Annotated in this window: 14 protein-coding genes and 1 riboswitch; of the genes, 6 read left to right on the top strand and 8 right to left on the bottom strand. The window is 62.6% G+C overall.

Annotated features, from left to right (window positions below; all coding sequences use genetic code 11):
- The first annotated feature begins 6 nt into the window (after positions 1-6).
- Together GWQ44_RS07935 and GWQ44_RS07940 are read left to right on the top strand one after the other, a co-directional pair.
- On the top strand, positions 7-357 hold the full coding sequence (locus tag GWQ44_RS07935) for a RidA family protein (RefSeq protein ID WP_047306471.1): 351 nt from the start codon (positions 7-9) through the stop codon (positions 355-357).
- A 29-nt stretch (positions 358-386) separates the two neighbouring features.
- Positions 387-1289, top strand: a complete 903-nt coding sequence (locus GWQ44_RS07940) for a transporter substrate-binding domain-containing protein (RefSeq protein WP_275926994.1) — start codon at positions 387-389, stop codon at positions 1287-1289.
- 128 nt (positions 1290-1417) lie between these two features.
- Here the strand turns inward: GWQ44_RS07940 and GWQ44_RS07945 are convergent, their stop codons facing one another.
- Complete coding sequence (locus tag GWQ44_RS07945; protein WP_016968751.1) at positions 1418-2137, bottom strand: 16S rRNA (uracil(1498)-N(3))-methyltransferase; 720 nt, start codon at positions 2135-2137, stop codon at positions 1418-1420.
- Positions 2138-2309: 172 nt separating this feature from the next.
- Positions 2310-3716 carry an adenosylmethionine--8-amino-7-oxononanoate transaminase gene (locus GWQ44_RS07950; protein ID WP_047306469.1) on the bottom strand — a complete coding sequence of 469 codons (1407 nt, stop codon included), beginning with the start codon at positions 3714-3716 and terminating at the stop codon, positions 2310-2312.
- Positions 3717-4035: 319 nt separating this feature from the next.
- Between GWQ44_RS07950 and GWQ44_RS07955 the strand changes: the two genes are divergently transcribed.
- Positions 4036-4587: a cytochrome b gene (locus tag GWQ44_RS07955; RefSeq protein WP_016968753.1), complete on the top strand. Its 552-nt coding sequence runs from the start codon at positions 4036-4038 to the stop codon at positions 4585-4587.
- Positions 4588-4619: 32 nt separating this feature from the next.
- Positions 4620-5216: a YceI family protein gene (locus tag GWQ44_RS07960; RefSeq protein WP_011063976.1), complete on the top strand. Its 597-nt coding sequence runs from the start codon at positions 4620-4622 to the stop codon at positions 5214-5216.
- A 303-nt stretch (positions 5217-5519) separates the two neighbouring features.
- Here GWQ44_RS07960 and GWQ44_RS07965 read toward each other — a convergent pair whose 3' ends face one another.
- From GWQ44_RS07965 to ahcY, 5 genes are all read right to left on the bottom strand, one after another.
- Positions 5520-7385 carry a DEAD/DEAH box helicase gene (locus tag GWQ44_RS07965; RefSeq protein ID WP_016966393.1) on the bottom strand — a complete coding sequence of 622 codons (1866 nt, stop codon included), beginning with the start codon at positions 7383-7385 and terminating at the stop codon, positions 5520-5522.
- 241 nt (positions 7386-7626) lie between these two features.
- Complete coding sequence (locus GWQ44_RS07970; protein WP_179599369.1) at positions 7627-8424, bottom strand: transporter substrate-binding domain-containing protein; 798 nt, start codon at positions 8422-8424, stop codon at positions 7627-7629.
- 56 nt (positions 8425-8480) lie between these two features.
- On the bottom strand, positions 8481-9563 hold the full coding sequence (locus GWQ44_RS07975; RefSeq protein WP_016966391.1) for a hypothetical protein: 1083 nt from the start codon (positions 9561-9563) through the stop codon (positions 8481-8483).
- An 88-nt stretch (positions 9564-9651) separates the two neighbouring features.
- Positions 9652-10497 (bottom strand): methylenetetrahydrofolate reductase [NAD(P)H], encoded by an 846-nt coding sequence (gene metF, locus GWQ44_RS07980; RefSeq protein ID WP_199011084.1) that lies wholly within the window; start codon positions 10495-10497, stop codon positions 9652-9654.
- Positions 10498-10684: 187 nt separating this feature from the next.
- Positions 10685-12094, bottom strand: a complete 1410-nt coding sequence (gene ahcY, locus GWQ44_RS07985; RefSeq protein WP_047306464.1) for an adenosylhomocysteinase — start codon at positions 12092-12094, stop codon at positions 10685-10687.
- A 21-nt stretch (positions 12095-12115) separates the two neighbouring features.
- Positions 12116-12222, bottom strand: a riboswitch (S-adenosyl-L-homocysteine riboswitch).
- 187 nt (positions 12223-12409) lie between these two features.
- Here ahcY and GWQ44_RS07990 point away from each other — a divergent pair.
- Together GWQ44_RS07990 and GWQ44_RS07995 are read left to right on the top strand one after the other, a co-directional pair.
- The gene (locus GWQ44_RS07990) at positions 12410-12814 is read left to right on the top strand and encodes a hotdog domain-containing protein (RefSeq protein WP_011063971.1); all 405 of its coding nucleotides are present in this window, start codon (positions 12410-12412) and stop codon (positions 12812-12814) included.
- A 74-nt stretch (positions 12815-12888) separates the two neighbouring features.
- The gene (locus GWQ44_RS07995) at positions 12889-13776 is read left to right on the top strand and encodes a formate/nitrite transporter family protein (RefSeq protein ID WP_199011083.1); all 888 of its coding nucleotides are present in this window, start codon (positions 12889-12891) and stop codon (positions 13774-13776) included.
- On the opposite strand, the gene GWQ44_RS08000 is transcribed toward GWQ44_RS07995, so the two are convergent.
- Positions 13777-15036 carry a sodium:proton antiporter gene (locus tag GWQ44_RS08000; protein ID WP_016966387.1) on the bottom strand — a complete coding sequence of 420 codons (1260 nt, stop codon included), beginning with the start codon at positions 15034-15036 and terminating at the stop codon, positions 13777-13779.
- Between the last annotated feature and the right edge of the window lie 56 nt (positions 15037-15092).

Consider the following 15092-nt stretch of genomic DNA (forward strand, 5'->3'; position numbering starts at 1 on the left):
CTTCAGATGAGTATCCAGCGTATCCACAGCAACGAGCGCCTGAGTGGCGCGGTGACCTTTGCCGGGTTGGTGTTCCTTTCCGGGCAGGTGCCGGGGGCCAGCAGCGACATCGGCGGCCAGACCCGCGAGGTGCTGGCGAAGATCGACAGCTTGCTGGCCGAGGCCGGCAGCGACAAGGACCATCTCTTGAGCGCGACCATCTACCTCAAGGACATCCAGGCCGATTTCGCGGTGATGAACGAAGTCTGGTCGGCCTGGCTGTCTCCCGGCCAGGCGCCGGCGCGCACCACCTTGCAGGCGGCCCTGGCGCGCCCGCAGATCCTTGTCGAAATCAGCGTCATCGCGGTTCGCCGCTGAGCCGCCCTTACCCACAACGGAGAATAACAATGCATAAGATCACGTTGCTCGGCTGCACCCTGGGGCTGTTGTTCAGCGCCGTTTCCCAGGCCAACGAGGCGCCCCTGGACGGCACCCTGGCCAAGATCGCCAACAGCAGCAGTATTACCTTGGGTTATCGCGATGCCTCGGTGCCCTTTTCCTATGTGGGCGACAACAGCGGCCAGCCCATGGGCTATTCGGTGGAGCTGGCGAGCAAGGTGGTGGAGCGCATCCAGCAGCAGTTGCACCTGCCCAAGCTGAAGGTGAAGTACAACCTGGTGACCTCGCAGACCCGCATTCCCCTGGTGCAGAACGGCACCGTGGACCTGGAATGCGGCTCCACCGGGGTCACCGCCGAGCGGCAGAAGCAGGTGGCGTTCTCCTACGGCTTCATCTACGTCAAGGGCCAGCTGCTGACGGCCAAGGACAGCGGGATCAAGAGCTTCGCCGACTTGCGGGGCAAGAACGTGGTGACCACGGCGGGCACCACCAACGAGCGTTTTCTCAAGAGCTACAACGTCGAGCACAAGATCGACATGTTCGTGATCAGCGCCAAGGACCACGGCGAAGCCTTCCAGATGTTGCAGACCGGGCGCGCGGCGGCGTTCTACATGGATGACGCGCTGCTCTACGGCGAACGGGCCAAGGCCCGCGATCCGCACAATTGGGTGGTGGTGGGGGAAGAGCAGTCGCGGGAGATCTACAGCTGCATGGTGCGCAAGGACGATCCGCAGTTCCTGGCCCTGGTCAACGGTACGCTGGCGGACCTGTACCGTTCCGGGGAGATCAACGGCATCTACCAGCGCTGGTTCCAGCAGCCGATTCCGCCCAAGGGCCTGAACCTGGAGTTCCCCATGACGGCCGAGCTGAAAGCCATCATCGCCCGGCCCACCAGCGACCCGGTGCAATAACCGGCTGTGGCGCCGCCACCTGTAGGAGCCGGCTTGCCGGCGAAGGGGCCCTTGCGACGTGTACGGGACTGATGGGCGCTTTCGCTGGCAAGCCAGCTCCTACGGTGGGTGTTTGAACGGGGACTGTTTTAGAAATCGCCCCACAGTTGCTGGGCCACGGCCAGGGCCACCACCGGGGCGGTTTCGGTGCGCAGCACGCGAGGACCGAGGCGGGCGGGCAGGAAGCCGGCGCTGTGGGCCTGCTCCACTTCGGCATCGGACAGGCCGCCTTCCGGGCCGATCAGGAAGGCCAGGGTCTGCGGTTTGGCATGGCTTTCCAGGGGCTGGGCCACCGGGTGCAGCACCAGCTTCAGGTCGGCCTGGGTCTGCTTGATCCAGTCCGCCAGCAGCACGGGCGGATGAATCAGCGGAACGCGGGAACGACCGCATTGCTCGCAGGCGCTGATGGCCACCTGGCGCCAGTGCAGCAGGCGCTTGTCGGCGCGTTCGTCCTTGAGCCGCACTTCGCAGCGCTCGCTGAAGATCGGGGTGATTTCGCTGACCCCAAGCTCCGTGGCTTTCTGGATCGCCCAGTCCATGCGTTCACCGCGGGACAGGCCCTGGCCAAGGTGAATCTGCAGTGGCGATTCGTCCTGACCGGCGAAGCTTTCATCCAGTTGTACGCGCACGCGCTTCTTGCCCACTTCCACCAGGGTCCCGCGAAACTCCGTTCCCGAGCCGTCGAACACTTGCAGCGCAGCGCCTTCGGCCATGCGCAGCACGCGCCCGATGTAGTGGGCCTGGGCTTCCGGCAGTTCGTGCTCGCCGAGGCTCAGGGGGGCGTCGATAAAGAAGCGGGACAATCTCATCTGGGTTCTCTGTTGAAGGTGAATCGGTGGACGGCATTCTGTGGCGAGGGCGCTTGCTCCCGGTCGGCGGCGAAGCCGTCGTTGAATCCGCCGGGCACCCGCACAACCGGGTTTGGCGACCGCTGCGCGGTCCAGCGGGAGCAAGCTCCCTCGCCACGATCAATGACCCGCTCTAGCCCGGATCGCGAAAGCCGGGGTGGAAGTCCTTGGGCACGGCCACGCTGACGCTGTCGCGGGTGGCGATGTCGATGCCTTCGCTGGCGACTTCGGCGAGGAAGTCGATCTGCTCCGGGGTGATCACGTAGGGCGGCAGGAAGTACACCACGCTGCCCAGGGGGCGCAACAGCGCGCCGCGCTCCAGGGCATGCTGGAACACCTTCAGGCCGCGGCGCTCCTGCCAGGGGTAGGCGGTCTTGCTGGCCTTGTCCTGGACCATCTCGATGGCCAGGACCATGCCGGTCTGGCGCACTTCGGCGACGTGGGGGTGATCCACCAGGTGCGCGGTGGCACTGGCCATCCGCTGGGACAGGGCGCGGTTGTTCTCGATGACCTTGTCCTGCTCGAAGATGTCCAGGGTCGCCAGGGCCGCCGCACAGGCCAGCGGGTTGCCGGTGTAGCTGTGGGAGTGGAGGAAGGCGCGCAGGGTCGGGTAGTCGTCGTAGAAGGCGCTGTAGACCTCGTCGGTGGTCATGCATGCGGCCAGGGGCAGGTAGCCGCCGGTCAGGGCCTTGGACAGGCACAGGAAGTCCGGGCGGATGCCGGCCTGCTCGCAGGCGAACATCGTGCCGGTGCGGCCGAAGCCGACGGCGATCTCGTCATGGATCAGGTGCACGCCATAGCGGTCGCAGGCCTCGCGCAACAGCTTGAGGTACACCGGGTGGTACATGCGCATGCCGCCGGCGCCTTGGATCAGCGGTTCGACGATCACTGCAGCCACTGTTTCGTGGTGTTCGGCCAGGGTCTGTTCCATGGCGGCGAACATGTTTCGCGAATGCTCCTCCCAGCTCATGCCCTCGGGGCGCAGGTAGCAGTCCGGGCTCGGCACCTTGAGGGTGTCCAGCAGCAGGGCCTTGTAGGTTTCGGTGAATAGCGGCACGTCGCCCACCGACATCGCGGCGATGGTTTCACCGTGGTAGCTGTTGCTCAGGGTGACGAAGCGCTTCTTGTTCGGTTGGCCGCGGTTGATCCAGTAGTGAAAGCTCATCTTCATCGCCACTTCGATGCACGACGAACCGTTGTCGGCGTAGAAGCAGCGGGTCAGGCCTTCGGGGGTGATCTTGACCAGGCGCTCGGACAGCTCGATCACCGGCTGGTGGCTGAAACCGGCGAGGATCACGTGCTCCAGCTGGTCCACCTGGTCCTTGATGCGCTGGTTGATGCGCGGGTTGGCGTGGCCGAAGACGTTGACCCACCAGGAACTGACCGCGTCCAGGTAACGTTTGCCTTCGAAATCTTCCAGCCAGACGCCTTCGCCGCGCTTGATGGGGATCAACGGCAGTTGTTCGTGGTCTTTCATCTGGGTGCAGGGATGCCACAACACCGCAAGATCGCGTTGCATCCACTGGTTATTCAGGCCCATGTACAGTCTCCTGGAGGCAGCTCGCTGAGGGGGCGGGCGAACAATCGGGCAAGCCTATGCAATGCATGGCTGCGGGACAACCTATTGTGTGAGGCGGCAACCGGGGACGGCGCGGCCCAGGGGTAAAGACGCAGGTGCGCGCTGCCAGGGCACTGGCGGCGATGGCCTCGAAAGCCTCAGAAAATGCCCTTAATCTTTTCTTAATACCCCGAGCCCAGAGTACCGATCGTATTTCTCGATATTTCAAAGCAAATTTTTTCGCTTTAATTCGATAGGTAAATCGCTAGTCTTGGTCAGCGTTTCTTACAGGATGCAACTGATGCAGTTACGTAATTCTTCTTCTCGCTACGGCTGGGTAAGCATTGTTCTGCACTGGGGCGTGGCCCTGGCGGTCTTCGGTCTGTTCGCCCTGGGCCTGTGGATGGTCGGTCTCGACTACTACAGCACCTGGCGCAAAGACGCGCCGGACCTGCACAAGAGCATTGGCCTGACGCTGTTTGCGATCATGCTGCTGCGAGTGTTGTGGCGGTTTGTCAGCCCACCGCCGCCAGCGCCGGCCAATCATGGACGTCTGACCCGCCTGGGGGCCAAGTTGGGGCATGGGTTCCTGTACTTGGGTCTGTTCGCGGTGATGATTGCCGGCTACCTGATTTCCACCGCAGACGGCGTGGGTATCCCGGTGTTTGGCTTGTTTGAAGTTCCTGCCCTGGTTTCCGGACTGCCGGACCAGGCGGATGTAGCAGGTGTGGTGCATCTGTACCTGGCCTGGGCGCTGGTGATCTTCGCCGGCATCCATGGCCTGGCCGCCTTGAAGCACCACTTTATCGATCGTGATGCGACCCTCACCCGTATGCTGGGCCGCAAAGCCTGATGTTCAACCTTGACTCAAAAGGAATAGAAAGCATGTTGAAAAAGACTCTCGCCGCACTGGCCATCGGATCTGCTGTATTGGCGGCCGGTCAAGTGATGGCAGCGGACTACGTGATCGACAAGGAAGGCCAGCACGCCTTCGTCGACTTCAAGATCAGCCACCTGGGCTACAGCTTCATCACCGGTACCTTCAAGGACCTGGACGGCAAGTTCAGCTTCGACGCGGCCAAGCCTGAAGACGCCAAGATCGAAGTCAACGTGCGCACCGCCAGCGTGTTCACCAACCACGCCGAACGTGACAAGCACATCACCAGCAAGGACTTCCTGGACGCTGGCAAGTTCGCCGACGCCAAGTTCGTCTCCACCAGCGTCAAGCCCACCGGCAAGAATGCCGATGGCAAGCTGACCGCCGACGTGGCGGGCGACCTGACCCTGCACGGCGTGACCAAGCCGGTGGTGGTCAAGGCCACTTTCCTGGGTGAAGGCAAGGATCCATGGGGCGGCTACCGTGCCGGCTTCGAAGGCACCACCAGCATCAATCGCCAGGATTTCGGCAAGATGATGGACCTGGGCCCGGCGTCGAACAACGTCGACCTGTACATCAGCTTCGAAGGTGTCAAAGCGAAGTAATGCTTCGCCTGTAGCCGCTGCCGCAGGCTGCGATAAGGCCCGCAGGGCCTTCGCGATTCAATTCGCACAGCCTTTATTGGACTGATCGCAACCTGCGCCAAGGCAAAAAAGCGCCCCCGACCACAAATCGGGGGCGTTTTTTATTGCCCGTCATGCGCCCCGGTGAGCTTGGCAGGCCCTGGCGCCGGGTTCCCCGTCGTTCGCAGCCTGCGGCAGCGGCTACAGAAAGCGGCCTCGACCAGTCGCCATAAAAAACGCCCCGGGTCTTGCGACCAGGGGCGTTGTTCATTTCAGCGCAGCGACTCAGCGATTGCGGGTCAGCAGCGCTGGTTTCTCGCCCCGCGGACGGCTTGGCAACTGGTCCAGTTGCTCAGGCGTCGGGAAACGATCGATCTTGGACTCTTTGTGCATGATCTTCGGCTGGTTGCTCCGAGGGTTCTGCACGGCCGGTTCCTGGCGGGACTGGTCGTCACGGTTCGGGCGGCGATTGCGCGACTCGTCGCGACGGCCCTGGCTGTCACGCGGGGCGCCGTTGCGCGGACCGCTGTTGCGCTTGGCGGGCGCGGTGCCGGTGGTGCTGCCGTTGCTGTTGCGCGGGTTGCCGGAGCGACCCTGGCCGCCGCCGCGAGGCGGATTGCCGGCACCGGCGCCTGCACCCTGGGCCGGAGCCCCTGGGCGGCGGCCACGACCCTGGTTGTTCTTGTTCTGGTACGGGCTGACGTAGTCAGCGCGGTTACCAAAGTTGTCCACGTCGTCGTCGAGGAACTCGTCCGGTGCCCGATCGGCACGGGGCGTCGGCTGACGCTGTTCGCGGGCTGGAGTGCCTTCACGAGGCTTGTGCTCGCGGGCCGGGCGCTCGCCACGGGCTGGCTTGTCTTTGCCGCCCTTGTCCTTGCCCTTGTCCTTGCGACCACCACCGCCGCCACCGCCGTTCGGGCCATCGCCCCGTGGGCCGCGAGGATTGCGCGGGTTGCGCACGTCCGGACGCTCGCGCACTTCCGGCTTCTCGGCTTCCACGGCGCTGGCATCGAAGCCCATCAGGTCGCCGTCGGCGATCTTCTGCTTGGTCATGCGCTCGATGCTTTTCAGCAGTTTCTCTTCGTCCGGAGCCACCAGGGAGATGGCTTCGCCCGAACGACCGGCACGGCCGGTACGACCGATACGGTGCACGTAGTCTTCGTCGACGTTAGGCAGCTCGAAGTTGACCACGTGGGGCAGTTGGTCGATATCCAGGCCGCGGGCGGCGATATCGGTGGCCACCAGGATCCGCACGTCGCCGGCCTTGAAGTCGGCCAGGGCCTTGGTGCGGGCGTTCTGGCTCTTGTTGCCGTGGATCGCCACGGCGCTCAGGCCGTGCTTGTCCAGGTACTCGGCCAGGCGGTTGGCGCCGTGCTTGGTGCGGGTGAACACCAGCACCTGTTCCCAGGCGCCGGCGGTGATCAGGTGCGCCAGCAGCGAGCGCTTGTGGCTGGCCGGCAGGCGGAATACCCGCTGTTCGATGCGCTCAACCGTGGTGTTGGGCGGCGTGACTTCGATGCGCTCGGGGTTGTGCAGCAGCTTGCCGGCCAGGTCCGTGATGTCCTTGGAGAAGGTCGCGGAGAACAGCAGGTTCTGACGCTTGGCCGGGAGGCGCGCGAGGACCTTTTTCACGTCATGGACGAAGCCCATGTCGAGCATGCGGTCGGCTTCGTCGAGCACCAGGATTTCCACGTGGGACAGGTCGACGCTGCCTTGGCCGGCCAGGTCCAGCAGGCGGCCGGGGCACGCCACCAGCACGTCCACGCCACGGGCCATGGCCTGGACTTGGGGGTTCATGCCGACGCCGCCGAAGATGCAGGCGCTGACGAACTTCAGGTCGCGGGCGTACAGCTTGAAGCTGTCATGCACTTGCGCGGCCAGTTCGCGAGTCGGGGTCAGGACCAGTACGCGGGGTTGGCGCGGGCCGTGACGCTGGGATTTGTCCGGGTGACCGTTGGGAAACAACCGCTCCAGGATCGGAAGGGCGAAACCGCCGGTTTTACCAGTACCTGTCTGTGCCGCGACCATCAGATCGCGACCTTGCAACACGGCGGGGATGGCCCGCTGTTGCACCGGAGTAGGCTGGGTGTAGCCGGCGGCTTCGATGGCGCCGACTAAAGCCTCGGAGAGACCGAGGGAAGCAAAGGACATGAGTAATCCTGTTTTAGTGAGGGCTTGGCCCAAAGGGATAATCTTGCCGAGCGTGAATGGCGTTTAAGAGGACGCAATCCCGTCCGGTCCTGCTGGCCTGAAGGCTCATTCACCGGGGGCTCGCGCGGGCCGGATGGCTGCGCCGTAGCGGGGTGGAGAGGCCTTGAACAGGGTCCAGCGTCCGGGCGTGAGCCTGGCGGGAGGCCGGAGTATAACAGAGCATTCGATGTGCGCTGCTTTCCTACTGCTCAACGGTTTTTTCTGACTCTCGGGTGGATGACGACCTGACAGGGGGCAGAATGGGTTCCGCGCCGTACTTGGCGCTCAACGCCGCGTAGGCCGGTTCGCGCTTGAAGCGCTTGAGCTCGGCGCCGAAGCGTTGCACCAACAGGTCCATCCCGGCATTGCGGCGCACCGCCAGGTACTGGCTCTGGCGGCTGATGACGGCGGAATTCTGGCTGACCTGATCGCGGATGCCCAGGCTGTCCAGCAGGTGCTGGCCGACCCGTTTGTCAGTGATCAGCAAGTCGATCCGCCCCAGCAGCAGCTTGCCGAAGTTGGCTTCATGGGTCGGCGCCGGTTCGCGCTTGAACAGGGTCGATTGACTGAAGTCATCGCTGTACAGGTAGCCGGGGGAGGTGCCGATGGTCAGCCCCTTGAGTTCATCCAGATGCTGGAACGGATGGGGGCGCTGCTTGGCGTAGAACATCACGAACTCGACGTCCGACAGGGGCTCGCTGGGGTAGAGCAGGGTGCTGTCGCGCTGGTCGCTGTGAAAGATGTCCAGGGCGCCGTCGGCCTGGCCGGTTTCCAGCATCGCCAGGCAGCGCTTCCAGGGCAGGAATTGCCACTCCACGTCTATCCCCAGGCGCTGAAAGACAATGGCCGTGGTTTCGTAGTCCAGCCCCATGACCTTGCCGTTTTCTTCGTAGACGTAGGGCGCCCAGGGCTCGGTGACAATACGCAGCTTCTCGCCATGGGCCGCGAGGCTCAGGCAAGTGCAGAGAAGGGTGATCAGCAGCCGGGCAATGACAGACATGGCTGGAGATTACGACGGGCGCCGGTTAAATAGCTAGAGGTGCTCTAGATCAACGGCTAGTCGGGTTTCGTCTGCGCCAGATGCAAGTAGATTGCCTTGCGCCGCTCACCCAGCACCAGGCGAACGATCGGGTGGTTGAACCAGTTTTCGAGCTGATGGTTTTCAAGGGGACTATCGAGACGACGTTCAACGTTCTCGCGGGCCTTTTCCCACCAGACGGGCATGCAAGCCTGATCGAACGGGTTGGAGTGTTGGTAGCACCCGTAAAGGATCTCTCGCATGAACTGGCGCTGTTGCTTGGGAAGGGACAGTGTCACGAGCTTATAGGCCATGCGCTGGGCTGCCGGTGGTCGTGGCAGGGTTGCGGTCACCAAGCGAGTTTCATCCAGGGCAAAGGTGCTGGTCGGATTGGCTTCATGCTTGTCCACCCATGCCTTCGTCTTGGCGCGAAACAGCTGTTTACGGCTCCAGTAGTGATGGATCAGGTCGGGACATTCGCGAACCTGGGTAGTGCGATAGGCGGCTACCGACAGGCAGAACTCTTCCAGCGTGTAGGCACCCTGTGCCAGAGGGTAGAACTCATCCATCAAGGCAATCGATTGCTCCAGAACGCCTGCATCGGCGCGGTCGAGTCCGATGACGCCCGAGTTGAGCAGTGGCATCTGATCATCCGCCAGGTTTCTCTGGCGCAGCACGCCCGCCAGGGTTTGATACAACCCGGCTTCTTTGTTGGCGCCGTACTGCAGGCCAAAGGCATTGCATAACAAGGTCCCGGGCTCGATACGTCGGAACAGCTCCAGCGGCGAGCAATGGAAAAAGGTATCGGTGTCGATCAGCAGGGCCCGTTCAGACTCCCGTAGCACCTGTTGCATCACGACGTGCTTGGCGCGGAAGTGGTAGCCATGAGGGGCGATCCATGACTTGCGGGTATTCTCGTCCAGCTCGCGCACCCGCACCGGCAAACGCTGGTAAGGCGCGGGGTTGTCGGTAAAGACCTGAATGTCCAACCCTTCTCCCGGTGTTTCGCGCAGGCCAGCCAAGGCGCTGGCAATGCTGAACACTGCCTCCTGATGGTAGGTGTTGGCACCGTAAACCAGGTAAATCAGCTGAGGGTTTGTGGCAGGGCGAGTTGTCGACATCTACAGCGATCATCCATGGAGAAAGTGAATGGGGTGAAAAAAAGGCCCTGGATTTCGCCAGGGCCTCCTTACCAGGTGCTACGCCATTTCAGCGCGGCAGCTTCAGGTTGTTCCAGATCGCCAGGCTTGGGTCGGCCTGGTTAAGGGTATAGAAATGCAGGCCTGGTGCACCGCCTTGTAACAGGCGTTCACACATTTCGCTGATCACCTGCTCGCCAAAAGCCTGAATGCTGGCGCTGTCGTCGCCGTAGGCTTCCAGCTGCTTGCGGATCCAGCGCGGGATCTCGGCGCCGCAGGCGTCGGAGAAGCGCGCCAGCTTGCTGTAGTTGGTGATGGGCATGATGCCCGGCACGATCGGGATGTTCACGCCCATCTTCTGCACGCGTTCGACGAAGTAGAAGTAGCTGTCGGCGTTGAAGAAGTACTGGGTGATCGCGCTGTCGGCGCCGGCATTGGCCTTGCGGACAAAGTTGCGCAGATCGTCTTCGAAATTGCGCGCTTGCGGGTGCATTTCCGGGTAAGCGGCGACTTCGATATGGAAGTGGCTGCCAGTCTCTTCGCGAATGAAGCTCACCAGGTCGTTGGCGTGGCGCAGCTCGCCGCTGGCCATGCCCATGCCCGAAGGCAGGTCGCCACGCAGGGCAACGATGCGCTTGATGCCGGCTGCCTGGTATTGCTTGAGCAAGCCGCGCAGGTCGTCCTTGCTGTCGCCGACGCAGGACAGGTGCGGCGCCGCGGGAATTTTTACTTCGTTCTCCAGTTGCAGCACGGTGTTGACCGTGCGATCACGGGTCGAGCCACCGGCGCCATAGGTGCAGGAGAAGAAGTCGGGGTTGTAGCCGGCCAGCTGACGGGCAGTGGCGAGCAGTTTTTCATGCCCAGCATCGGTCTTGGTGGGGAAGAACTCGAAGCTGTAACGACGTTCTTGGGACATGGAAGGGGTCTCCAGCTGCAAGTTGCAAGCGGCAAGCGGCAAGAACAGCGGGGATGCGCTCGGCTCTTGTGCCTGATGCTGGCTGCCTTCAGCTGTTGTAGCTGTTAGGACAAGCATAGGGTCGGTTGCGGCAAGCTGGGCTTTTGGCCCCTGCTTGCCGCTTGCGGCTCAAGGCTTGCAGCTGATCTTAGTAACGGTAGGCGTCTGGCTTGAATGGGCCTTCGACGGTCACGCCGATGTAGTCAGCCTGTTGCTTGGTCAGTTGAGTGACCACGCCGCCGAAGCCGCGGACCATTTCCAGGGCCACTTCTTCGTCGAGTTTCTTCGGCAGTACTTCAACGGTCAGGCGCTCGGCTTTCTGGGCCGGCGGCAGGTCGGCGTACTTCTGGCCGAACAGGAAGATCTGCGCCAGTACCTGGTTGGCGAACGAGCCGTCCATGATGCGGCTTGGGTGACCGGTGGCGTTGCCCAGGTTCACCAGGCGGCCTTCGGCCAGCAGGATCAGGTAGTCGTCGTTCTGTGGGTCGAAATCGCCATGGCCGGTGCGGTGGATCTTGTGCACCTGTGGCTTCACTTCTTCCCATGCCCAGTTCTTGCGCATGAAGGCGGTGTCGATTTCGTTGTCGAAGTGGCCGATGTTGCAGACCACGGCGCGCTTCTTCAGGGCCTTGAGCATGTTGGCATCGCAGACATTGACGTTGCCGGTGGTGGTCACGATCAGGTCGATCTTGCCCAGCAGGGCCTTGTCGATGCAGGCTTCGGTGCCGTTGTTGATGCCGTCGATGAACGGCGAAACCAGTTCGAAACCGTCCATGCAGGCTTGCATGGCGCAGATCGGGTCGACTTCGGACACCTTGACGATCATGCCTTCCTGACGCAGCGACTGGGCCGAGCCCTTGCCCACGTCACCGTAGCCGATGACCAGCGCTTGCTTGCCGGACAGCAGGTGGTCGGTGCCGCGCTTGATGGCGTCGTTCAGGCTGTGACGGCAGCCGTACTTGTTGTCGTTCTTGCTCTTGGTCACCGAGTCGTTGACGTTGATCGCAGGAATCTTCAGCTCGCCCTTGGCCAGCATGTCCAGCAGGCGGTGCACGCCGGTGGTGGTTTCTTCGGTCACGCCGTGAACGCGTTCCAGCACCTGTGGGTATTTGTCGTGCAGCAGCTGGGTCAGGTCGCCGCCGTCGTCGAGGATCATGTTGGCGTCCCAAGGCTGGCCATCCTTGAGGATGGTCTGCTCCAGGCACCACTCGTACTCTTGTTCGGTTTCACCTTTCCAGGCGAACACAGGAATGCCGGCGGCGGCGATGGAGGCGGCGGCCTGGTCCTGGGTCGAGAAGATGTTGCAGGACGACCAGCGAACTTCGGCACCCAGGGCAACCAGGGTTTCGATCAGCACGGCGGTCTGGATGGTCATGTGGATGCAGCCGAGGATTTTCGCGCCCTTGAGCGGCTGTTCAGCCAGGTACTTGCGGCGCAGACCCATCAGAGCGGGCATTTCCGACTCGGCGATGATGGTTTCGCGACGGCCCCAGGCGGCCAGGGAAATATCGGCGACTTTGTAGTCGGTAAAATCTGCAGGCGTGTTTACAGCGCTCATCAAGAGCCTCCATTCGTAGTGTGCGAATGGGCGCCGTTGTGCGTTTAGTGCCCGTACAGGGAAAGCTGTACCGACAACGCCCCATCCGAGCCTGACAGGCCATGCCTGCTGCAGCGCCCCTCGGACAGGTGGCGGGAAAACGGTATCAGGTGCAGATGACCGTTCTGAAACGGTGGCGATTATAGCTTTCTTTAAGCGGCAAGGTGCAAGCAACAAGCAGCAAGTAAGAGCAGGTCGGTTTTTACTTGCAGCTTGTGGCTTGAAACTTGAAGCTGGGAGCGTCAATTGCACTCGTTCAAGCACCCTGGAGTCTCCATGAATTTCCACACCCGCAAGTGGGTAAAGCCCGAAGACCTCAACCCCAACGGCACGCTGTTCGGTGGCAGCCTGTTGCGCTGGATCGACGAAGAAGCGGCGATCTACGCCATTGTCCAGCTGGGCAACCAGCGAGTGGTCACCAAGTACATCTCGGAAATCAACTTCGTCAGTGCCTCACGCCAGGGCGACATCATCGAGCTGGGCATCACCGCCACCGAGTTCGGTCGCACCTCCATCACCCTGACGTGCGAAGTGCGCAACAAGATCACCCGCAAATCCATTCTCACCGTCGAGAAGATGGTCTTCGTCAACCTCGGTGAAGACGGCCTGCCGGCGCCCCATGGCCGCACCGAAATCAAATACGTCAAGGACCAGTTCAAGGACGACGCTTCCGACGCCTGACGCCAGGCGCAGAAAAGGAACAGCCCTGAGCCCCGCGTGTCGTAGCTAAATGACCCGCCTGGTTCAGGAGCCTTATGGACGCGCAAAAAGACGGCAAGACCCCCGGCCTCTCCGCTCAAGAGCAGCATGAGGTCGAACACAACCAGCCGCCCCGCGCGGCGGTCCTGCACGAAATCATCCGCACTCAGGGCGACCAGGAGCTGGAGCGCAGCGTCGCCGCCCTGTGGTGGTCGGCCCTGGCGGCTGGCCTGACCATGGGCCTGTCGCTGATGGGCATGGGCTTGCTCAACTCCCGGCTGCCGGAGGGCGAGGCCTTCAAGGTCATCGCCAGCTTTGGCTATTGCGCGGGCTTTCTGGCGGTGATCCTCGCGCGCCAGCAACTGTTCACGGAAAACACCCTGACTGCCGTGCTGCCGGTGATGAGCAAGCCGAGCCTGAGCAACTTCGGGCGTTTGTTGCGCCTGTGGAGCGTGGTGCTGGTGGGCAACCTGTGCGGCACCCTGCTGGTGGCCTACGTGATGCTGCACCTGCCGATCTTCGACAGCCGCACCGATCAGGCCTTTCTGGAAATCGGCCGCAAAGTGATGGAGAACGACAGCTCGCAGATGTTCGCCAAGGGCATCATCTCCGGCTGGATGATCGCCACCATGGTGTGGATGATCCCGTCCATGGAGAGCGCCAAGCTGTGGATCATCATCCTCATTACCTATCTGATGGCGCTGGGAGATTTCACGCACATCGTGGTGGGCTCGGCGGAAGTGTCCTACCTGGTGTTTGCCGGTGAATTGCCGTGGCGGGATTTCTGGAGGGTGTTCGCCGGGCCGACCCTGGCCGGGAACATCATCGGTGGCAGTTTCATCTTTGCCCTGATCAGCCATGCACAGGTGCGCAGTGAAAGCGGCCAGCCGAACAGGAACGCGGACCGGGCACCGGCGCCCGATCCGCGAAAGATCAAAAAATGATCAGTGGGCCTCGGCCTTGGCCGCCGGGGCATCCTGGGTGACATGGCGCACCAGCCTGCCGATGCTCAGACCCTGCAACAGGATCGACGACAGCACCACGATGTAGGTGATGCTCAGTACCAGGTCACGCTCCGGCCCCAGGGGCAGGGCCAGTGCCAGGGCCACCGAGACGCCGCCGCGCAGGCCGCCCCAGGTCAGCACGCGGATGGTGCCCCGGGGCACGCTGCGCCAGCGCCGCAGCAGCAGGATCGCCGGGGCCACGGTGAGCAGGCGCGAGAGCACGATGGCCACCGCCAGCAGGCTCGCGGCCGCCAGGTGCAGCCAGTTGAACGGCAGCAGCAACAGTTCCAGGCCGATCAGGGCGAACAGCAGGGCGTTGAGCATGTCGTCCAGCAGCTCCCAGAAGCCGTCCAGGTAGCGCCGGGTCATGTCGTTCATCGCCAGGTTGCGCCCCAGGTTGCCGATGATCAGGCCCGCCACCACCATGGCGATCGGTGCCGAGACATGGATCTCGCTGGCCATCGCCGAGCCGCCGATCACCAGGGCCAGGGTCAGCATCACCTCGATCTGGTGCTGCTCGATGCTCTTGATCATCAGGTACACCAGGTAGCCGATCAGCCCGCCGAACAGCACGCCGCCAATGGCTTCATGCACGAACAGCCAGGCGGTGGCGCCCACCGTCGGGGTTTCACCCAGTTGGGCGATGCCCAGCAGAACGGTGAACACCACCACCGCGGTGCCGTCGTTGAACAGCGACTCGCCGACGATGGTGGTCTTCAGCGGCTTGGACGCGTTGGCGGTCCGCAGCACGCCCAATACCGCGATGGGGTCGGTGGGAGAAATCAGCGCACCGAACAGCAGGCAGTAGAGGAAACTCACATGCCAGCCGAACAGGCCAAAGATCCAGTAGGCCAGGCTGCCGATGACGAAGGTGGCGATCAGCACGCCGACGGTGGCCAACAGGCCGATGGGCCAGCGATAGCTGCGCAGGTCGTTGAGGTTGACGTGCAGGGCGCCGGCGAACAGCAGGAACGACAGCATCCAGTTCATCAGCAGATCGCCGAAGTCGATCTTGCCGATCAGTTCCTCGACGTGTTCTTCAAGGCCGGGGAAGCCCAGGTAGCTCAAGCCCTGCAGTAACAGGGAGAACAGCAGGGCAGTGACCATCACGCCGATGGTCGGCGGCAGGCCGATAAAACGGAAATTCACATAGGTGAGCAGGGTGGTCAGGCAGATAAAGGCAGCGACAAGTTCAAGCATCCGGACTCCTTTGGATGATCGCAGGGAAAAAGCGTCAAGTGACGAGCTTCAAGCGG

This window comes from Pseudomonas sp. 3MA1 (assembly GCF_029237275.1).
GTDB lineage: Bacteria > Pseudomonadota > Gammaproteobacteria > Pseudomonadales > Pseudomonadaceae > Aquipseudomonas > Aquipseudomonas fluorescens_AP.